Source organism: Maribacter aquivivus (assembly GCF_900142175.1).
GTDB lineage: Bacteria > Bacteroidota > Bacteroidia > Flavobacteriales > Flavobacteriaceae > Maribacter > Maribacter aquivivus.
On record NZ_FQZX01000001.1, the window covers coordinates 470,452 to 490,847 of the forward strand.

Annotated in this window: 19 protein-coding genes; 9 read left to right on the top strand and 10 right to left on the bottom strand. The window is 36.0% G+C overall.

Annotation, left to right across the window (positions count from 1 at the left end):
- Positions 1-59: 59 nt before the first annotated feature.
- The 3 genes from BUC31_RS01960 to BUC31_RS01970 are packed head-to-tail and all read right to left on the bottom strand — an operon-like array spanning position 60 to position 3,079.
- Positions 60-1,187 carry a glycerate kinase gene (locus BUC31_RS01960; RefSeq protein ID WP_073240756.1) on the bottom strand — a complete coding sequence of 376 codons (1,128 nt, stop codon included), beginning with the start codon at positions 1,185-1,187 and terminating at the stop codon, positions 60-62.
- Complete coding sequence (locus BUC31_RS01965) at positions 1,188-2,654, bottom strand: SLC13 family permease (protein WP_073240758.1); 1,467 nt, start codon at positions 2,652-2,654, stop codon at positions 1,188-1,190.
- 32 nt (positions 2,655-2,686) lie between these two features.
- A complete protein-coding gene (locus BUC31_RS01970) occupies positions 2,687-3,079 on the bottom strand; it encodes a DUF423 domain-containing protein (RefSeq protein ID WP_073243702.1) in 393 nt (130 codons plus the stop codon).
- 81 nt (positions 3,080-3,160) lie between these two features.
- Here BUC31_RS01970 and BUC31_RS01975 point away from each other — a divergent pair, with 81 nt between their 5' ends.
- A complete protein-coding gene (locus BUC31_RS01975; RefSeq protein ID WP_073240760.1) occupies positions 3,161-4,534 on the top strand; it encodes a saccharopine dehydrogenase family protein in 1,374 nt (457 codons plus the stop codon).
- Between the two features lie 148 nt (positions 4,535-4,682).
- A complete protein-coding gene (locus BUC31_RS01980) occupies positions 4,683-5,153 on the top strand; it encodes an Lrp/AsnC ligand binding domain-containing protein (RefSeq protein ID WP_027065872.1) in 471 nt (156 codons plus the stop codon).
- A 53-nt stretch (positions 5,154-5,206) separates the two neighbouring features.
- Here the strand turns inward: BUC31_RS01980 and BUC31_RS01985 are convergent, their stop codons facing one another.
- The 5 genes from BUC31_RS01985 to BUC31_RS02005 form a co-directional block, all read right to left on the bottom strand.
- Entirely contained in the window at positions 5,207-5,902 is a 696-nt protein-coding gene (locus tag BUC31_RS01985) for a zinc metallopeptidase (protein WP_073240762.1), read from the bottom strand.
- A 135-nt stretch (positions 5,903-6,037) separates the two neighbouring features.
- Positions 6,038-7,138 carry an alanine dehydrogenase gene (gene ald / locus BUC31_RS01990; protein WP_073240764.1) on the bottom strand — a complete coding sequence of 367 codons (1,101 nt, stop codon included), beginning with the start codon at positions 7,136-7,138 and terminating at the stop codon, positions 6,038-6,040.
- 140 nt (positions 7,139-7,278) lie between these two features.
- Positions 7,279-7,533 (bottom strand): SemiSWEET family sugar transporter, encoded by a 255-nt coding sequence (locus tag BUC31_RS01995; protein WP_073240765.1) that lies wholly within the window; start codon positions 7,531-7,533, stop codon positions 7,279-7,281.
- A gap of 88 nt (positions 7,534-7,621) precedes the next feature.
- Complete coding sequence (locus BUC31_RS02000) at positions 7,622-10,627, bottom strand: leucine--tRNA ligase (protein WP_073240767.1); 3,006 nt, start codon at positions 10,625-10,627, stop codon at positions 7,622-7,624.
- A gap of 83 nt (positions 10,628-10,710) precedes the next feature.
- Entirely contained in the window at positions 10,711-11,571 is an 861-nt protein-coding gene (locus BUC31_RS02005) for a UbiA family prenyltransferase (protein WP_073240769.1), read from the bottom strand.
- A 115-nt stretch (positions 11,572-11,686) separates the two neighbouring features.
- Between BUC31_RS02005 and BUC31_RS02010 the strand changes: the two genes are divergently transcribed.
- The 7 genes from BUC31_RS02010 to BUC31_RS02040 all read left to right on the top strand — a co-directional run bounded on the left by BUC31_RS02010 (position 11,687) and on the right by BUC31_RS02040 (position 18,244).
- On the top strand, positions 11,687-13,561 hold the full coding sequence (locus BUC31_RS02010) for a T9SS type B sorting domain-containing protein (RefSeq protein ID WP_073240771.1): 1,875 nt from the start codon (positions 11,687-11,689) through the stop codon (positions 13,559-13,561).
- Positions 13,562-13,590: 29 nt separating this feature from the next.
- Entirely contained in the window at positions 13,591-14,721 is a 1,131-nt protein-coding gene (locus tag BUC31_RS02015; RefSeq protein WP_073240773.1) for a mycothiol transferase, read from the top strand.
- 43 nt (positions 14,722-14,764) lie between these two features.
- Positions 14,765-15,643 carry a cell division protein FtsX gene (locus BUC31_RS02020; protein ID WP_073240775.1) on the top strand — a complete coding sequence of 293 codons (879 nt, stop codon included), beginning with the start codon at positions 14,765-14,767 and terminating at the stop codon, positions 15,641-15,643.
- Positions 15,644-15,652: 9 nt separating this feature from the next.
- Positions 15,653-15,916, top strand: a complete 264-nt coding sequence (locus BUC31_RS02025) for a DUF3098 domain-containing protein (protein WP_073240777.1) — start codon at positions 15,653-15,655, stop codon at positions 15,914-15,916.
- Positions 15,917-16,714 carry an undecaprenyl-diphosphate phosphatase gene (locus BUC31_RS02030; RefSeq protein ID WP_073240779.1) on the top strand — a complete coding sequence of 266 codons (798 nt, stop codon included), beginning with the start codon at positions 15,917-15,919 and terminating at the stop codon, positions 16,712-16,714.
- A 22-nt stretch (positions 16,715-16,736) separates the two neighbouring features.
- Positions 16,737-17,447 carry a tRNA pseudouridine(55) synthase TruB gene (gene truB, locus BUC31_RS02035; RefSeq protein ID WP_073240781.1) on the top strand — a complete coding sequence of 237 codons (711 nt, stop codon included), beginning with the start codon at positions 16,737-16,739 and terminating at the stop codon, positions 17,445-17,447.
- Positions 17,448-17,515: 68 nt separating this feature from the next.
- Entirely contained in the window at positions 17,516-18,244 is a 729-nt protein-coding gene (locus tag BUC31_RS02040; protein ID WP_073240783.1) for a hypothetical protein, read from the top strand.
- A 75-nt stretch (positions 18,245-18,319) separates the two neighbouring features.
- On the opposite strand, the gene BUC31_RS02045 is transcribed toward BUC31_RS02040, so the two are convergent.
- Positions 18,320-18,934, bottom strand: a complete 615-nt coding sequence (locus BUC31_RS02045; protein ID WP_073240784.1) for a thioredoxin family protein — start codon at positions 18,932-18,934, stop codon at positions 18,320-18,322.
- Positions 18,935-18,991: 57 nt separating this feature from the next.
- Positions 18,992-20,395 (bottom strand): TolC family protein, encoded by a 1,404-nt coding sequence (locus tag BUC31_RS02050; protein ID WP_073240786.1) that lies wholly within the window; start codon positions 20,393-20,395, stop codon positions 18,992-18,994.
- Between the last annotated feature and the right edge of the window lies 1 nt (position 20,396).

A 20,396-nucleotide genomic window follows, 5' to 3' on the forward strand; every position in this document is an offset into this window, starting at 1 on the left:
TTGCGTGTATAATTTTAAGAAAAGAATAAAAAAATAGTCAATTTTTTAAACCGTTATTTTTACTTTACATTGAAATAATCAGCTGTTTTTGTAGCTAAAAGCAGTGCTGCGTGCTTCATATTATAATCAAGATCTTTACTCTCATCTTGAATTTCAAATACATCAAAAATACCTCTCTCCAGTAATGCCTCTTTAGAAATTTCTAATGTTCCACAAATTGCAATTACAGGCAGATGGTATCTTTTACCCAAATTAAGTATCCCTTGTAATAATTTACCGTTTAATGTTTGCTCATCAATTCTACCTTCACCGGTAATGATATAATCAAATTTCTCTCGAGCCAATAATTTATGCACTCCAGATAGTTCTAAAATAAAATCTATTCCGCTTAACATTTCTGCATCAAAAAAAGATTTTAATCCAAAGGCCGCTCCTCCCGCTGCACCTGCACCTGGTAATTCCCCATTATTCAAATTATACTTTTTAGATACTACGGCATCTAAATTTCTAAGTCCTTTATCTAAATCTTCAATAATAACATCTGTAGCTCCCTTTTGCCTAGCATACACATAAGATGCGCCATTTTCACCAAATAACGGGTTGGTAACATCATTTACTGCATAAAAATTTGCCCGCTTTACGTTATCCGAAACAGCTGAATCATCAATACTATGTATTAATTGCAAACTAGAACCTATAGAAGACAATTCTTCTCCTTCTTCATTTAAGAAAACATAACCTAAAGCTTGCGCTATACCAATACCACCATCATTTGTAGCACTACCACCAAGACCTAAATAAATATGTTCAACACCTTTTTCAATAGCATCTTTGATCTGTAAACCTGTACCATATGTAGACGTTAACATCGGATTTCGTTCTTCTGGATTTAACAACTCCATACCTGAAGTATTAGCCAATTCTATATAAGCAGATTTAGTTTTCTGATTATATAAATAGTACGACTGAATTAACTTGCCTAAAGGATTTTCACTAATTACCTGCATAGCAATACATGGCTTATAGCTTGCCACGGCGTTCATAAAACCATCGCCACCATCTGATGCTTTTATGAAATGAGAAGTAAAAGAAACGCCAGATTTTTCTACACCTGAAATAAAAGCTTTTGTAAAACCCTCACTAGTTAGCGATCCTTTAAATTTATCTGGTATAAGTAATAGCTTCATTTATTTGAATTTGTTGGGGAAACTATTTATTGAAATATCCCACAATTCTGGGAGTACAAAATATACGAAAAAGGTTAATATAATGATAGAAATAATATTCATAAAAAATCCTTTGCTCACCATATCAGGGATTCTTAAGTAACCAGATCCAAAAACTACAGCATTTGGTGGTGTGGCCACCGGCAACATAAAAGCACATGATGCTGCGACCGCTGCACCCACCATTAATACAAATGGGTGTACATCTATTGTCAACGCCATTGGCGCCAAAACCGGCAATAACATTGCCGTTGTTGCCAAGTTTGATGTTATTTCTGTTAAGAAGTTTACTGCAGCTATCAATACTAATATCAAAACAATTATAGGCAAACCAGCTAATGTCGTCATTTGACTACCGATCCAAACCGCCAAGCCACTAACTTCAAATCCTTTTGCCAAAGCCATACCACCACCGAACAATAGAATAATTCCCCACGGCATTTTTACTGCTTCTTCCCAATTTATAAGCTGTTCTCCTTTTTCCTTTGAAGGAATTAAGAACAAAACAATAGCAAAAAATATAGCGATAATAGTATCATCTAAACCAGGTAATATCTTTTGCAATAGAATAGAACGCGTAATCCAGCAAAAAGCTGTTAATGCAAATACAAATGCCACCACTTTCTCTTCATATGATATTTTACCAAGGTTAGATAACAGGCGTTGTATTTCTTGTTTTCCCCCAGGAAAAGATTTTTGCTTAAACTGAAAGGCATACTTAGTCAAGTATTTCCAACATATAAAAATTAGAATAATAGATATAGGTAGCCCGAACGCGAACCATTGCATAAAGGCAATTTCATAACCATAGGTATCAAATACAACACCTGCCAACACTAAATTTGGCGGCGTACCTATCAATGTTGCCACACCACCAATAGAAGCACTATAGGCAATTGCCAGCATTAGCGCTTTGCCAAAAGTCTTGTTTTCATCTTCTACCGTATCAGGGTTATCTTCTAATTGTTTAATTATTGCCAAACCAATAGGAAGCATCATTACAGCAGTTGCCGTATTAGATATCCACATTGATAAAAATGCAGTTGCCACCATAAATCCAAGAATTATCTTTCGAACATCTGACCCAATGAAATTGATGATATTCAACGCTATTCTTCTATGCAAATTCCATTTTTCTATAGCTATGGCAATTATGAATCCTCCCATATATAGAAATACATACTTGTGACCAAAAGAACCCGATGTTGCCGATAACTCTAACCCACCAGATAATGGAAACAGCACTAATGGCAATAATGCTGTCACTGCAATAGGGATGGCTTCGGTGATCCACCAAATGGCAATCCACACCGTAGAAGCCAATACTGCATTGGCTTGCTCTGAAAGTCCGACCGGATGAAAAAAGAAAAGAATTAGTATAAATAAAAGCGGACCCAAGACTAGTCCTAATAATTTAGTCTTACTCATAAAATTGCCATTATAACATGAAAATACGCTATTTAATTCTCAATTTTAGATTTCATAATTCCGTAGCCCATCATTGCCCAAGCTGCAATTAAAAATAAACCGCCAATTGGGGTAACAATACCTAATACCTTAAAATCGAATGCTACCAAAGAATTCAGTGCCAATAGATAAATGGAAAAAGAAAATAACACCACACCAACTACCGTACAGATATAAATTGCTTTTTTAGACTTTAATAGCCCCGTAGGCAATAACCCAAGTGCTAATAGAAAAAATGCATGGTACATTTGGTACCGAACTCCCGTTTCAAATGTGGCTACTGCTTGTATATCCACTATTTTTTTTAACCCGTGTGCGCCAAATGCACCTAACACTACCGCTAGCATTCCAAACAAGCATGCCGTACCTAAAATTGTTTTTTTCATAACTTTTTCTATAACTTTCTTTATAAATGTAACAATTTGATACCTTAGTAAATCGTTAGTAATCAAAAATACTGAAATCGAATGATGCGAAAAATTCTTGTTATAGGTGCAGGTAAATCAACCTCTTATTTATTAGATTATCTTTTAGGTAAATCTGAAACCGAAAATTTAGAGATTACCATTGGTGATATTAACCCTGCCGCAATTTCCCCTTCGATTGCCAATCACAAACATTGCAACGTTATAAAACTCGATATTTTTGACGAAACGGCAAGGCAAAAGGCTATTGAAAACTCAGACATCGTTATCTCTATGCTTCCTGCCCGTTTTCATATTAAGGTTGCAGAAGATTGTGTTCGCCTTAAAAAGCATTTGGTTACAGCCTCATACATAAGTCCAGAATTATTGGCTCTTGATAAAGAGGTGAAGGAAGCAGGACTCGTATTCATGAACGAAATAGGGCTAGATCCTGGCGTTGACCATATGAGCGCTATGCAGGTAATTGATCGTATTCGCGATAAAGGTGGTAAAATAATTTTGTTCGAATCTTTTTGTGGCGGACTTGTTGCCCCTGAATACGACAACAACCTTTGGAATTATAAATTTACTTGGAACCCAAGAAATGTAGTACTTGCCGGTCAAGGCGGTACTGCTAAATTTATACAAGAAGGCACTTATAAATATATACCTTATCACCGTTTGTTTAGACGTACCGAATTCTTTGAAATTGAAGGATATGGTCGTTTTGAGGGGTATGCCAATCGCGATTCTTTAAACTATAGAGAAGCCTACCAATTACAAGATGCCTTAACCATTTACAGAGGCACCATGCGTCGTGTAGGATTTTCAAAAGCATGGAATATGTTTATTCAACTAGGAGCTACAGATGATACGTATGCGATTGAAAACTCTGAAAAAATGAGTTATCGCGAATTCATTAATCTTTTCCTTCCTTATTCACCTACCGATTCTGTTGAATTGAAACTTAGACATTACCTGAAATTAGATCAGGATGATATCCGGTGGGATAAATTATTGGAACTGAACATTTTTGACCAAACAAAACTAATAGGTATTCCAAATGCTACACCAGCCCAAGCACTTCAGAAAATTCTTGAAGATAGCTGGACACTTAAAGCCGAAGAGAAAGATATGATTGTTATGTATCATAAATTTGGCTACGAATTAAATGGCGAAAAGAAACAAATAGACTCTAAACTGGTTGTTACCGGCGAAAACCAAACGTTTACGGCTATGGCAAAAACCGTAGGCTTACCCGTAGCTATGGCAGCTTTAAAAATATTGAACGGCGATATTAAGACCCCTGGTGTACAGATACCTATTACCAAAGAAGTATACGAACCAATATTAAATGAACTAGAGAGTTACGGAGTCAATTTTAAAGAATATGAAATACCTTATTTAGGCTATAATCCAAATTCTGTAGTCAACTAGCACTTTTTAACTACCAAATTGAAACCAAATAAGTACATTTATGTTTTAAACCCTCATAGAGGGTTTAATTCTTCGAGGTTTGCCACGAAATGATATATTGATAAACAAACCTCGTAACCTTAGGTCGAGGTTATTGATTTGATAAAACATGAAAACACCTACTTCTTTGGCTAAAATTGATGGTATAGATAAAAAAATCTTGCGCTTTTTAATGGAAGACGCCCGTAAACCGGTACTTGAAATTGCAAGAAGTATTGGAATATCTGGTGCAGCCATACATCAACGTTTAAGAAAACTAGAAGCATCAGGACTTTTATCTGGCTCTAAATTCATTGTAAATCCTAAATCTTTAGGGTATACCACAATGGCATATATTGGTATTTACCTAGACAAAGCAATGAGTAATCCCATGGCCGTAAAACAATTAGAAAAAATACCTGAAGTATTAGAGTGCCATTACACTACTGGTAACTGGTCTATTCTAATAAAGGTTTTATGTAGAGACAACGAACATTTAATGCAGGTACTGAACAAAGAAATACAAGCCATTGAAGGTGTATCTAGAACAGAAACCTTTATATCATTGGCACAACAGATAGATAGACAAATTAGTATATAAAAAAAGCCTTCCCAATTTGGAAGGCTTTTTTTATATTCAACATTAGTTTTAGCTTAATCTCTACCACCAAAAACTTGAAGTCCCCAGTATACTAAAGTTGCCAATGAACCAATTGCAGCTACCAAGTAGGTACGTGCAGCCCATTTCAATGCATCTTCTGAACCTTTATATTCTTCTGGCGTAACTATATGCTTATTCTTCAACCATGCCAATGCTCTATTACTAGCATCATATTCCACAGGTAAGGTTACGAAACTAAATAATGTTGCCATACCCATCATCACCAAACCGGCAACAGCTACCCAATAACCAAAACCCACACCAGCAGCCGCACCTAATGCCAAACCGCCAAATACAACCCACATAGACATGTTAGATGTTACACTAACCACAGGCACTAATTTTGAACGCAAGCCCAACCATTCATATGCCTCCGCATGTTGTACAGCATGACCACATTCGTGAGCCGCAACTGCAGCTGCCGAAGCATTTCTTTGATTATAAACTCCCTCACTTAAATTCACTGTCTTATTAGCAGGATTGTAATGATCCGTAAGCATACCAGGTGTAGAAACAACTTTTACATCTCTAATACCATGATCTGCCAACATTTTTTCTGCAATCTCAGCACCGCTCATTCCGTTTTGTAAATGAACTTTTGAATAAAACTTGAACTTACTCTTTAATTTACTACTTACTAACCAGCTGACCAAAGCAATCGCCCCAATCAGTATATAATATCCCATCATAATTTTTCAATTTTTAAATCGATTAAATATACTAAAGATCCTTACTTTTTAAGAATCTATTTATATAAAAGCAAAAACCCCGCCAAATTTCTTTTCAGAACTGGCGAGGTCTATTATACTGACAGAATGTATTGATTAAGCAACTATTTCTTCCCAACCAAAGGCTTCAATAATTTCTTGAAGCACTATTTTTCCTTTTACTATATTCAATCCTTTGTTTAAAGATGCATCTTTCTCACAAGCCGCTTCCCAACCTAAATTTGCTAATTTCAAAGCAAAAGGTAGAGTTACATTGGTTAACGCCATTGTCGATGTATAAGGCACTGCACCTGGCATATTTGCAACCGAGTAATGAACAACATCATCAATAATATAAATAGGGTCTTCATGCGTGGTAGGTCTGGTTGTTTCTACACATCCGCCTTGATCCACGGCAACATCAACGATTACAGTACCTGGTCTCATTTCTTTCAACATGTCTCTTGTAATCAAATTAGGAGCTTTAGCTCCTTTCAACAAAACACCACCAATAATTAAATCATGTGTTTTTATAAGTCTTCGAATATTAAATTCATTTGAAAATTCTGTAACTACATGTGGCGGCATTACATCATTTGCATAACGTAGACGTTTCATGTTCACATCTAGTATCGTCACATGAGCACCTAAACCTGCTGCCATTTTAGCAGCTTGTATACCCACAACACCGGCACCTAACACCAAAACCTTACCTGGAGCAACACCCGGTACACCACCCAAAAGAACTCCACGACCTTTTACTGGCTTCTCTAAATATTTGGCACCTTGTTGAATTGCCATTCTACCAGCTACTTCTGACATTGGCGTTAAAAGAGGCAAAGTACCTTCTTCATCCTCTACCGTTTCATAAGCGATACAAACCGCTTTTTGCTTGATCATAGCTTTTGTCAATGCCTCACTAGATGCAAAATGGAAATAGGTAAAAAGTATTTGACCTTCTTGAATTAAATTATATTCTTCTTCTATAGGCTCTTTTACTTTTACGATCATTTCGCTCATGGCATAAACCTGACCAATAGTATCTAGTATTATAGCACCTGCCTGTTGATAATCTTGATTGAAAAAACCACTGCCTTCCCCTGCTTCTGACTGTACATATACTTTGTGGCCGTTTTTTACCAATTCAAAAACTCCGCCTGGCGTCATACCTACCCTGCTTTCATTGTTCTTTATTTCTTTTGGAATACCAACAATCATGATTTATCATTTTATGTTATACTGCAAAATTGAAACTAATTATGCAGATAACAAACAATAATTCGATAAAACGTAGGGGTTGATTGGTAAAAATATATAATTATGAGTTTATACCCCTATAAAATTAGGGGGTATACTGTTTATTTATACTTTAATTTCATTAAAACCATTAAAATTAGAAGGGCAGATGTAATTCCATTTGCTAAAATAACAGGCAGACTATTTATATTCACTCCATAAACCAACCAAAGTAAAACCCCTATTAATAAAACAGTATACATAGTAAGGGAAATATCTTCAACAGATTTATTTTTCCACGTTTTATATACTTGTGGCACAAATGCCGCTGTGGTTAAAGTAGCGGCGATCAAACCTAAGATTTCGACACTGTCCATATTATCATAATTTACAACTGCATAAGCAAACCTAACAAACAAGAAGAGGCGATAAATATCGCCTCTTCTTTTAAATATATTCTCTTAACTACCCAACGATATTGACAATTTTACCTGGCACTACAATTACCTTTTTAGGCTCGCGACCTTGTAATTGTTGTTGGGTTTTTTCATTGGCCATTACCGCAGCTTCTATCTCTTCTTTAGATAAGTCTAACGAAAGCTCTAAGGTAAATTTCATTTTACCATTAAAGGAAATAGGATACTCTTTACTGCTCTCTACCAAATACTTTCCTTCAAATTTTGGGAAAGGTGCCGTAGCAATAGATTCTGAATGACCCAATTTATTCCATAACTCTTCTGCAATATGTGGTGCGTACGGCGATACTAAAATAGCCAACGGCTCTAGTACTTTTCTACTGTAACATTTTTGCGAAGAAAGTTCATTAACACAGATCATAAATGTAGATACCGATGTATTGAAACTAAAGTTCTCTATATCTTCTTCTACCTTTTTAATTGTTTTGTGTAATGTTTTCCACGATTCTTTTGAAGGTTCATCTTCGCTTACTAAAAAGGAAGCATTTTCACCTGTATGAAATTGTCTCCATAGTTTCTTTAAGAAAGAATGTGTACCTGTAATACCAGCTGTATTCCAAGGCTTAGATTGCTCTAAAGGACCTAAGAACATTTCATACAAACGCAAACTATCTGCACCGTACTCCTCACAAATAGCGTCGGGATTTACGACGTTGTATTTAGATTTGGACATTTTTTCTACTTCGCGACTAACAAAGTATTTTTCATTGTTCTCTCCAGAAATAACTCTAGCAGAATTTGAAAAGAAAATTGAATTCTTGTATTCACTTAACCAATTTTTAAATCCATCGATATCAAGTTCATCCGAACTATTTACCAGTGAAACATCAACATGTATTGGTAAAATTCTACTTCTATCAACATCTACTTTAATAAGACTTGGACCAAAGATTCCAACCAATGTTGATTTAAGATCAATTTGAAAGTCTGCTAAAACATCATTATCTGCCATGATATTTTCATACAGATTTTTTGAAATAAATATTTTGGTACTAATTATTTCCTCATCAGAAAGAAATCGATCAATATTTGAATCAAATCCAGGAGTTATATCCACCCTATAAGCGAATGCACTAGTCCCAGTAATCATCCCTTGATTAATCAGTTTTTTAGCAAATTCATCTTTAGGCACCAAACCTTTATCGAACATGAATTTTTGCCAGAAACGCGAGTACAATAAGTGACCTGTTGCATGCTCACTTCCACCTATATATAAATCTACATCTTGCCAATAGTTAATCGCTTTTTCAGAGAAAATGCTCTCGCTATTGTGCGGATCCATATACCTATTAAAGTATTGCGAACTACCTGCCCAACCTGGCATGGTATTTAATTCTAATGGAAACACCGTTTCATTATCTATCTTATCGTTAGAAACTACTTTGTTCTCTTTGGTACACCATGCCCAAACCTCAGCATTACCTAATGGCGGCTCTCCTGTCTCGGTAGGTAAATATTTTTCAACTTCTGGCAAGGCTATAGGTAAATACTCTTTTGCAATCATTTGAGGCATTCCGTCCACATAATAAACTGGAAAAGGTTCTCCCCAATATCTTTGACGACTGAATACAGCATCACGCAATCTATAGTTTATTTTTCCTTCGCCATGTCCTATTTTCTCCAACTCATAGATTGCTAATTTCATAGCTTTCTTATACGGTAATCCGTTTAGGAAATCAGAATTTGCAATAACCGTTTTATCCTTATCAGCGAATGCTTCCTCAGAAATATCAACACCTTCAAATATGTTAGGGATAGGTATATTGAAATGCTTTGCAAAATCGTAATCTCGTTGATCACCACATGGCACGGACATCACCGCACCTGTACCATAACCAGCCAATACATAATCACCAATCCAAATTGGAATAGGTTCTTTTGTAAATGGATGTTCTGAATATGCACCTGTAAAAGCACCTGAAATAGTCTTCACATCTGCCATACGATCACGCTCAGAACGTTTTGCAGTTGCTTCTATATAGGCTTCTACTTCAGCTTTTTGAGCTTCAGTCGTTATTTTAGAAACCAACTCATGTTCTGGCGCCAAAGTCATAAAAGAAACTCCAAAAATAGTATCGGGTCTGGTGGTAAAAACTTCTATTTTCTCATCATGATCCTTCACATTAAAAACAGCCGAAGCTCCTTGAGAACGACCTATCCAATTTGTCTGGGAATCTTTCAACGGTTGTGGCCAATCGATTTTCGCCAAACCATCTAACAAACGTTGTGCATATGCGGAAATACGCATGCTCCACTGGGTCATTTTTTTACGAACCACCGGGTGACCACCACGTTCTGACACTCCGTTTACTATTTCGTCATTTGCCAATACCGTACCTAGTGCAGGGCACCAGTTTACTTCGGTATCCGCCAAGTACGTTAATCTATATTGTAATAATATTTCTTGTTTTTTGACATCAGAAAATGCGGTCCATTCCTCAGCTGTAAAGGATGCTATATCATCATCACAAACGGCATTTACCTTGGCATTACCATCCGAAGAAAATTTAGCAATTAATGTTTCTATATCCTCTGCTTTGTCGGTATCCTTATTATACCAAGAATTGAATATTTGAATGAATATCCACTGTGTCCACTTGTAATACTCGGGACTAGAAGTACGTACCTCTCTGCTCCAATCAAAAGAAAAACCTAGCTGATCTAATTGTCTTCTGTATGTTTTAATATTTGCTGCTGTTGTTACCGCAGGATGCTGACCTGTTTGAATAGCATATTGCTCTGCCGGCAAACCAAAAGAATCATACCCTTGTGGGTGCAATACATTAAAACCTTTATGCCTTTTATATCGTGCATAAATATCACTTGCAATATACCCTAACGGATGCCCAACATGGAGCCCCGCACCAGATGGATAAGGAAACATATCTAACACATAGAACTTTTCTTTTTCAGAATCGTTCTCTGCTTTAAATGTTTGATTTTCTGCCCAGTATTTTTGCCATTTGGCTTCAATTTCGTTGAAATTGTATTGCATGATCTTTACTTCTTTTCTGTAAGTCGCAAAAATAGGTTTATTCTGCTAAAACCGAAAGAATAACGTCATTGATACTGTTTACATTAAACCATCAATAACTTTCCGCAATAGAGCACCCAAAGCATAGATGCCAATGCCGATAAGTTAATGAGATAACCAAACAATTTCATTTCTGGCAATGTATACGCCCTACCCTTAAATATCACAAAAATATCTAATACCATAAACGCAGAAAATAGACCAAGAAATGATGCCAAAACTATATCTTGAAACCAATACCAAACCAAAACAGATTCGCACACCAATATCAAGAGCATCAGTAATTTTGAATTTTTACGCCCTATCAACGTTGCTGTAGTGCGTTTACCCGCAGCCAGATCTGGCTCTATATCCATTATTTCACCAGCAATATGCGCCTGAAATGCAAACAATGATAAATAGACCAATGTCTGCCATGGTAGTGCATCTAAATTATTGAGTTCTGTTGAAAAGAATACCGTAACCACATACCCAACCTGAATTAGAATTTCGAACGGAGGTCTTTCTTTTATCCTAAACGGTTTAAAATTATAAAGGATGTTCACTACCGCCATAAACAGTAGTAAAAAGAACATTTTTAAACCAGAAATAAAGGTAAATGCAATTATAAACACAGACGTGAGTATGGTAATTTTAGTCAGCACGCCACTGAGCTGAGACTTTGAAGCCTTCGCACCAAAAAGAAAATTTCCTTTTCTGTCATTTACGGCATCTGCATCTATATCATTATAATCGTTAAGCCCATAAACCAAATAATTTAAAGGGAAAGTGACAAAGAACAAACCAATCCAAAAATTAACCGACTGCCAGTAATCTACTTGGTTCGCAAAAGGAACTAAGTAAATCCAAATGGTAGGAAACCAAAGTCCGGGTCTGGATATCTTTAAATCCAATACATTAAACATCTTATAAAAATTAGGTTGCGATTTTGGCGAAAATACCAATCTTCAAATAGGCTCTGAATCTTGAATTGAGATTATTTATTCATCGTGCTAAAAAGTATATCTTTAACCAGTGAATATGATGTACTCTAGATTTTTTCTACTTACTATTCTACTAACGTGTTGTGGCATAACTTCATTGCATGCGCAACTAGGTTTTTGTGGCGGTAATTCTGGGGACCCAATTTTTCAAGAAGATTTTGGCTCTGGCACCACTGACGGACCCGCATTACCAGCTGGTACAACAACTTATAATTTCACCACCGGAACACCAAATGACGGTGATTATACTATTTCTAGCACTACAAACTATTTCGATTGGCTTTCCATTGAAGACCATACCCCAGGTGACAGCAACGGTAAGTCTTTTATTGTCAATGCAAGTTTTACGGCCGGTCAATTCTATCAACGAGAGGTAAGCGGTCTATGTGAAAATACCACTTATGAATTCTCATCGTGGCTAATAAACCTACAACCCGTCGGTAGCTGTGAAGGCAATAGTATACCAGTAAATGTACGCTTTCAAATTTGGGATGGAACAGATACCAATATACTTGCCCAAGGTGATACGGGCAGTATACCAGGAACAGGAACTACCGTATGGAAACAATATGCCTTAGTTTTCAAAACCGCACCCGGGCAAACATCTGTTATTCTAAAAATGAGAAACAATAGTAATGGCGGCTGTGGTAATGACCTTGCCATAGATGATATTTTATTTAGATCTTGTGGCGACAATGTCACCATTTCAACCGCAGCCAACGAAGCAAGCTTAGTTGTTTGCGAAGATCAAGGCAGTGTATCAAGAACGCTGACCGCAACACCAGATTCTTCTGTTTTTAGTACCCATGCCTACCAATGGCAGCAAAGTACAGACCAACAAATATGGACAGACATACCCGGTGAAAACAGTGCTATTCTAAATACTCCGGCAGTTACTGCCACCACTTATTTTAGAACAAAAATTGCAGAAGATATTGTTAATGTAAATAACGATTTATGCAACGTAGTATCTGACGTTTTTGATATTACCGTTTTACCTATACCACCTGCCCCAACAAGCAACGGAGATGTTGAAATTTGCGAAGGGGAAATTGGACTTTTATCGGTCAATACGTTAAATGCATATTCCATTAATTGGTATGATGCTCCTACTGGTGGGAATTTAATCTTAGCAAACGAACGTAGACTAGAGGTTAATAATGCAGGTACTTATTATGCCGAAGCTAATTCAACAGAAATTGAATGTGCATCTACTACTAGAACTGCAGTTACTTTAACCGTAAACCCTTTACCCGTAGTACCAGATGATAGCAGTACTTTTTTATGCGAAGATTCTTCTACCACTCTAGATGCCGAAGTTGAGAATGTCATGTACCAATGGTCTACTGGCGCGACTACTCAAACAATCGATGTAACCGAACCTGGCGATTATGATGTCATCATTACCAATGAAAATGGCTGCTCCGCTACTCGCACCTTCACAGTTGAACAAATAGATTTACCTAGAATTGATAAAATAGTATCTGACGGACCATCAATAGTTGTCTCTACTTCTAATAATGGTAATTTCGAATATTCTTTAGATGGAGTCTCATTTCAAACTAGCCCTATTTTTGAAGCTGTAGAAGGCGGATTTTACACTATTTACGTTCAAGACAATACAGATTGCGGTGTTGTAACGGAAGATTTTTACCATCTGGTCATTCAAAAATTCTTTACTCCGAACGGAGATTCTTTTAATGATGTTTTTGAACCTGACGGATTAGAGGTTTTTAATTCCGTTACGATTTCAATTTTTGATCGTTACGGGAAGCTTTTAAAATTTGGGAATACAAATTCCACAACTTGGGATGGCACATTTCAAGGAGAACGATTACCAGAAGATGATTATTGGTATCTAATTGAAGCTGATTCCACTCAATTTAAGGGACACTTCAGTTTAAAACGTTAAAACAAACTAGCTATTTAAAAAAATAAACAATGAAAACTAAACTTCTTGTATTAACTCTTATCCTATCTACATTTATATCTTTTTCACAGCAAGAAATATCTCGTGAATGGACTTCTTTTGCTCAAACTATTACCATTACTACAGACCAAAAAATTAAATTCAGAGTAACCGCATCGGCTAAAACTATTGGAGAAACTGATGACAGCTGGTCTGGACTTTGGGCTAGAGTGGATACTAAAAACGGCGAAGATGGTTTTTTTGATAACATGGGTGATCGGCCTATTCTTTCGAAAGATTGGAATTCATACACTATTGAAGGCGAAATAGACAAGAATGCCAAAGCATTGGTTTTTGGAGGGCTATGCATTGGCAACGGAGAATTTTATTATGACAATTTTGTTGTTGAAACAGAAAAACCAGATGGTACGTTTGAAAAACTGGATATTAAAAATCCAAGTTTTGAAATACGTTTAGACGACAAAGGAATCTTGGGATGGACTAGCGGCATTAGCCAAGACAATCCTGTAAAAATAAAAGAGTTCACTTTCAAAAACACCAGTGATACTGCTGATGGTAAGAATGCTATTGTTATTGTCGGTGAGGGTGTAGTCAAAGACAAATCTGATCTTATTGGCCCTATTGATGGGTATTCCCCACAAATTGGCACTTTAATTACCATGCTAGACAACTTAAGTATTAGAATAGAAAAGCAAATGAGCTCTTTAGATGTCAGGGAATTAGATCACATCATGGATAAAGAAGCAAATTCTATAGGAGCACTTATTATGCACTTGATTGCCACCGAAGTATATTACCAAAACTTAACTTTTGATGAAATGGAATATGATGAGGAAGACACTAAACAATTAGATATCGCAATGGCTCTTGGAGAGGATGCACGTAATAGTATCAACGGGAAAGAAGCTAGTTATTACTTTAATCTATGGAAAAAAGTTAGAGCAAAAACAAAAGAAAATTTCAAAGCTAGAGATGACGCTTGGTTAGCAGAAGTTTACCCTGGATCAAACGTTAATAATCACTTTTCATGGTTTCATGTAATGGAACATCAATCTAGTCATCTTGGTCAAATGCTTTTATTAAGAAAAAGAATTCCGCCAGCTCCTGAACCTTTAACGCTTCCTAAACTAAATAAAAACTAAAGTATAAGGTTACTTTGTTATTTTTACAGAGAATTTTAAGTTTATGGCGAACTCCTTCGAAAATTATCAAAGACGCAAACTCATCTCCTCCTATTTTTCTGTGGTGCTAAGTATTGCATTGGTCTTATTCCTTTTAGGCATTTTAGGATTACTGGTTTTAAACACCAAAAAAATGGCAGATCGTTCTAAAGAACAAATCACCATCTCTGTCTTCTTAAAAGAAAATACCAAAGAAATTGAGATTGAACAGCTACAAAAGACATTGGCAATGTCTGAATACACAAAATCTTCTACCTACGTATCTAAAGAAGAAGCTGCAGAACAGCATAGCGAAGATATTGGCGAAGACTTTGTTGACTATTTAGGCTACAACCCGCTAAAGAACTCTATTGACGTAAAGTTGAATGCGGATTTCGTTACTGCAGAGAAAGTACAAGAAATTGCTGAAACCCTATCAGAAAAGAGTTTTGTCGATGAAGTTAGTTACGACAAGGTATTAGTAAGCATGGTAGCCAAAAGTGTTGAACAAATAGGCTTCTGGATCTTGGTAGCCAGCGCTATTTTCACCTTTATAGCTGTATTATTGATAAACAGTTCTATTAGACTATCTATCTATTCTAAAAGATTTATCATTAAAACCATGCAAATGGTTGGGGCGACAAAGACCTTTATTAGAAGACCATTTATATGGCAAAATATTAAACTTGGTATGATCGGTGCCGCAATTGCTTTATTGGCTATTGGTGGCGTTGTATATTATGTAAACACTAATTTTCAAGATTTAGGGTTATTTGATGAACCTTATATTTTAGTCATTTTATTTGTTAGTGTTTTTCTATTGGGAATACTTATTTCGTTCATTAGCACCTATTTTGCGACCCAACGCTTCTTAAATCTTAGAACGGACGAATTATATTATTAAATTTGCGGCATGAGTAAAAACAACAAAGTGGAACAGCACGCTAAACAAGAATTTATTTTTCAGAAGAAAAATTACATGTTCATGTTCATTGGTCTTGCCTGTATTGCCATAGGTTTTATTTTAATGAGCGGTGGCGGCAGCGATGACCCCAACGTATTCAACCCTGAAATTTATAATTTCAGAAGAATTAGACTAGCACCTACTTTAGTGCTTATTGGCTTAGGTATAGAAATTTATGCCATTTTATTGAACCCTCACAAAAAGAAAGATTAATTGGATACTTTAGACGCTATTATACTCGGCATTATTCAAGGATTAACCGAGTTTCTTCCTGTTTCATCAAGCGGTCATTTAGAATTGGGCAAAGCCATTTTAGGAGACAACTCTGTTCCAGAAGATAGTTTATTATTTACCGTAATACTTCATTTTGCTACTGCTCTTAGTACCATTGTTGTTTTCAGAAAAGACATTTGGGAAATTTTAAGTGGTTTGTTTCAATTTAAATGGAACGAAGAGAGTGAGTTTTCTGCCAAGATTATTATCTCTATGCTACCTGCAGTATTCATTGGATTGTTCTTTGAGGAACAATTAGAAGAATTATTTGGTGGTAATATTCGTTTTGTAGGCTTTATGCTTATAATTACAGCAGTACTTCTATATTTTGCAGATAAGGCAAAGGATACTGATAAAAAAGTAAGTTTTAAAAATGCTTTTATAGTTGGTATCTCTCAAGCAATTGCAATGCTACCTGGTATTTCTCGTAGTGGAGCTACCATTTCTACTTCTGTTCTTTTAGGTGTAGATAAATCAAAAGCTGCTCGCTTTTCTTTCTTAATGGTTGTGCCGTTAATTTTTGGTAAAATTGCCAAAGACCTAATGAGCGGAGATTTAAATTTTGATGGAAATAACAATATTGCAATGGGCGCAGGTTTTATTGCCGCCTTTCTTGCTGGTCTTGCCGCTTGTACATGGATGATTAAATTAGTACGAAAAAGTAAGCTTTCGTATTTTGCCATCTACTGTCTTGTAGTAGGATTGATTGCCGTAATTTACGGATTCACTAATCCGTAGTACTACCTAAACACCCAAATTCATGAAAGATTTGACCAAAGAAGACTATTTAAACGGTCAAGTATTATTGATTGATAAACCACTAGAATGGTCCTCTTTTCAGGCGGTCAATAAATTGAAATGGGCTATCAGAAAAAAGTTCAGTTTAAAGAAATTTAAAATCGGGCACGCAGGTACTTTAGATCCATTAGCAACGGGGCTTCTTATAATTTGCACAGGAAAATTCACTAAGAAAATCACAGAATATCAAGGACAGGAAAAAGAATACACAGGTGTTTTTACCTTAGGTGGCACCACAGCATCTTACGACCTTGAAACAGAAATAAACAAAACTTTCGCAACAGATCATATTACGCCTGATCTTATAAAAGCTACAACCCATCAATTTATAGGTGATATAGAACAGGCACCGCCTGTTTTCTCTGCCTTAAAGAAAGATGGTAAGCGACTTTATGAACTGGCTCGTGAAGGAAAAACAGTTGACATACCAAAGCGAAAAGTAAATGTAAGTGCTTTTAATATTACTGATATCGATGGCTTGAATATTCACTTTAGAATCGCCTGTAGCAAAGGCACCTATATTCGATCTATTGCCCACGATTTTGGCGCAGCCCTTAATTCTGGAGCACATTTAACGGCATTGAGAAGAACCAAAATAGGTGATTTTAACGTAGATAATGCTCAAGACCCTTTAGTCTTTGCCGATTTATTACTAGGTCCAGAAGAAAAATAGATAATTAGCTATTGATTACCCTTTATCGATCTTCTAAAATATTTTGGTATAATTAAGGTTATATATTCATGAATCTGAACAGAAAACAATTATCACTACTTGCCACTATCTTTAGCATGTCTATAGTAGTGTTGGTATTGTATAATATTCAGTTTGGCGGGCAAGAAGAATCTAAAGAAGATTATGTTGTTGAAATGGTCATGGATCCTGAAGTTTTAGAAGAAATTCTAAAAGAAGAAGAGCCACAAGAAGATTTAGCAAACGCTGACCCTATAAAAAGTCATTTAGCTTTTAACGAAACGGCAAAACCTAGTTATGGGAATCCGGAGCCGTTACAAACTCTAGAAGAGTTAATGGAAGAGCGCAATGAGATGAGTGATGGAGACCCAACCGAAAATCTTATATCTGACTCAGGTTATTCTGAGAGAGTAAAAGCACTAGCTAAAAGGCGAGAAGAGAAAAAACAACTTTTAGGCGAAAAAGAAGCGCAAAAGAAAGAGTTTACAAATAACCTTGCAGCAAGAAGAACTTCAGTTTCATATTCCTTAGTAGATAGAAATAATTATAAATTGCCCCCTCCGATATATACTTGTATCGAAGGAGGAAAAGTTGTTATCAACATTGAAGTAAATGCTTTAGGTTATGTTACCGAAGCAGATTATAATGAAAAAAGTTCTGGCACTTCTAACGGATGCCTTGTTGAAAATGCTATTAATTACGCCTTAAAAGCAAGATTCAATTCTTCTGATAAAGACTCTCAGAAAGGAACAATTACTTACCTATTTCAAGGGAAGTAAACTAGTCTAAAAAAGAAACACATAGAACATTGCTAAAAATGATATTTTGAACTTTTGAGTAAAGCCTCGAAATTTTTAATCTCGATTATCGAGTAGCTTCAACAAGTCTTCTAAAATACTTTGCCCTTTATCCTTATTATAAAATACCTGTAAATCTTGTTTAAACTCAGGTGTTAACTTCCCATGTTCGGCTTTATAATCTTCTACCAACTGTGTTGCCTTCATTGACCTAGGTCCCCAAGTTGCTACTACCTTAGCTTCGGCTATATCTGTTATTATTAACTTTGGAATAGACATGCCACCGTTGGTCAAAAACTGATTCATGATATCTAAATTCTCATCGCGAAGAATAATAGACAACGATATATTAGGATTAATTTCTGTGATCTTGTTCATTACCGGTAATGCAGGCGAAGCATCGCCACACCAGCTTTCTGATAATACCAACCACGAAATTTTATGATTTACAGCTTTTATCTTAGCTACAGCCTCGTCGCTAAACTTCAAGGTTTTATCCCATCGGCGCATACGGCTATTATTTAATTGAGTATACTGAGTTAACGCCTCTGATTGTTCAGGACCAGTAGCTTCACCTTTTTCAGCTAAATCTGAAACTAATGCTCTGTATTCTGAATAACTATAACTTGACTCTAGTCCTTTTTTAATTAAATCTTCTATTACTAACTCCATGCGAATGCTATTTATATACTTTAATCGAACGCATTAGTAGTAATAAAAGTACAATGCTTACAAATTCTCAGGGTTCACCGCTAAACTGTTGAATAACTTAGCCTTTGCCGTAAAGTATTTGTTTTCTACCTGATTTTGTTTTAACACTGCATCTATCAATTTGGTTTCTCTTGAATTAATCAAGAAAAGCGAACTTTCGCCAAAACTGAATTTTCGTTCTTCGGCAGCTAGCAACGCTTCATAACTAGCCACAATATCATCTATTAGAATATTCTGATTCTCAAAAGAAGCTAACTCATTATAAATAGCGGTTATTTTATTCTGTATCTGAACCTCAGCATTATCAAGCTCGAACCGTGCGTCTTTTAGTTTTAATTTCGCCAATTTCAGATCTCCACGCTCTTTTCTAAGAAATAGCGGAAGTTCAAAATTTAATCCTGCTTTATAATTCTGTGTTTCAAATGAGTTTAAGTATTCAGGCTCATCTGTAATAAACTTATACTCCACATCTATTCTAGGCAATAGCTTATTTGTTTTTAGTCTCTTATCTACAACCAGACCATCAATTTTATAACCCAATGATTTTAACTTTGGGTGATTCTCTAACACAAAACTATCTAGTGGTTTTCCTAAAATTTCTAAAGCCTGATCTATCTCAGTATCTAAGGATGTATCCGGTACAACATCTTGCTGCAATTCCATAGGTATGTTTTCACCCATCCACAGGTAATTAGAAAGTTCTAACCTTGCATTACGTAAAGCTACATTAGCCTGCTCACGCTCTAAAGCTCTATTCTGTACTGAAATCTTCGCTTCTACCGTATCAATAGCAGCAATTTCACCTGCTTGTGCACTACGGTTAACGCCTTTCAACCGGACTTTAGCATTCAATAAAAAATCATTGAACAACAAACTATTTCTATACGCTTGTAACCAATTGAAATACGCCAAAGAGGCATCGAACAAAATCTGATTTACCAATAAATCTCTATCAGCCTTTGACTGCTCCCTAAAGAACTTTGCTTTTTTTACAGTAGCCATACGCTCATTTATCCAAGAACCACGACCAAGAGAAAGGGCGACTCCGGCACTATACAAACCATCATCGGGTACATTTCTTTCGGCGTTCAGGTATTCACCAGAATACTGCTCAAACTCCCCCTTCAACTCTATACCATACCATGTAGGTACTTTGAAGGTTGAATTCAATAAGTCGTAATACTCGGCTCCCTTAAACTCTTTTGTAGCATAATCTAGAGATATCTTAGGATCAAAACCACCACGTGCTTTCATTAGATTTGCCTGACCTACGCTCATGACCATCTCTGCTTGCTTAGCAATAGGATGATACTTTTTTACATAACCCAAATACTCTCTAAAATTTAGCTGTACAGAATCTGCAGTCTGAGCATTCGCAAAGAACCCAGCCATTAGATATAAAAAGACAACAATTCTCTTCATC

Coding starts and splice junctions, on each gene's coding strand:
- BUC31_RS01960 (WP_073240756.1), bottom strand. CDS start 1,187: ATGAAGCTATTACTTATACCAGATAAATTTAAAGGATCGCTAACTAGT.
- BUC31_RS01965 (WP_073240758.1), bottom strand. CDS start 2,654: ATGAGTAAGACTAAATTATTAGGACTAGTCTTGGGTCCGCTTTTATTT.
- BUC31_RS01970 (WP_073243702.1), bottom strand. CDS start 3,079: ATGAAAAAAACAATTTTAGGTACGGCATGCTTGTTTGGAATGCTAGCG.
- BUC31_RS01975 (WP_073240760.1), top strand. CDS start 3,161: ATGATGCGAAAAATTCTTGTTATAGGTGCAGGTAAATCAACCTCTTAT.
- BUC31_RS01980 (WP_027065872.1), top strand. CDS start 4,683: ATGAAAACACCTACTTCTTTGGCTAAAATTGATGGTATAGATAAAAAA.
- BUC31_RS01985 (WP_073240762.1), bottom strand. CDS start 5,902: ATGATGGGATATTATATACTGATTGGGGCGATTGCTTTGGTCAGCTGG.
- ald (WP_073240764.1), bottom strand. CDS start 7,138: ATGATTGTTGGTATTCCAAAAGAAATAAAGAACAATGAAAGCAGGGTA.
- BUC31_RS01995 (WP_073240765.1), bottom strand. CDS start 7,533: ATGGACAGTGTCGAAATCTTAGGTTTGATCGCCGCTACTTTAACCACA.
- BUC31_RS02000 (WP_073240767.1), bottom strand. CDS start 10,627: ATGCAATACAATTTCAACGAAATTGAAGCCAAATGGCAAAAATACTGG.
- BUC31_RS02005 (WP_073240769.1), bottom strand. CDS start 11,571: ATGTTTAATGTATTGGATTTAAAGATATCCAGACCCGGACTTTGGTTT.
- BUC31_RS02010 (WP_073240771.1), top strand. CDS start 11,687: ATGATGTACTCTAGATTTTTTCTACTTACTATTCTACTAACGTGTTGT.
- BUC31_RS02015 (WP_073240773.1), top strand. CDS start 13,591: ATGAAAACTAAACTTCTTGTATTAACTCTTATCCTATCTACATTTATA.
- BUC31_RS02020 (WP_073240775.1), top strand. CDS start 14,765: ATGGCGAACTCCTTCGAAAATTATCAAAGACGCAAACTCATCTCCTCC.
- BUC31_RS02025 (WP_073240777.1), top strand. CDS start 15,653: ATGAGTAAAAACAACAAAGTGGAACAGCACGCTAAACAAGAATTTATT.
- truB (WP_073240781.1), top strand. CDS start 16,737: ATGAAAGATTTGACCAAAGAAGACTATTTAAACGGTCAAGTATTATTG.
- BUC31_RS02040 (WP_073240783.1), top strand. CDS start 17,516: ATGAATCTGAACAGAAAACAATTATCACTACTTGCCACTATCTTTAGC.
- BUC31_RS02045 (WP_073240784.1), bottom strand. CDS start 18,934: ATGGAGTTAGTAATAGAAGATTTAATTAAAAAAGGACTAGAGTCAAGT.
- BUC31_RS02050 (WP_073240786.1), bottom strand. CDS start 20,395: ATGAAGAGAATTGTTGTCTTTTTATATCTAATGGCTGGGTTCTTTGCG.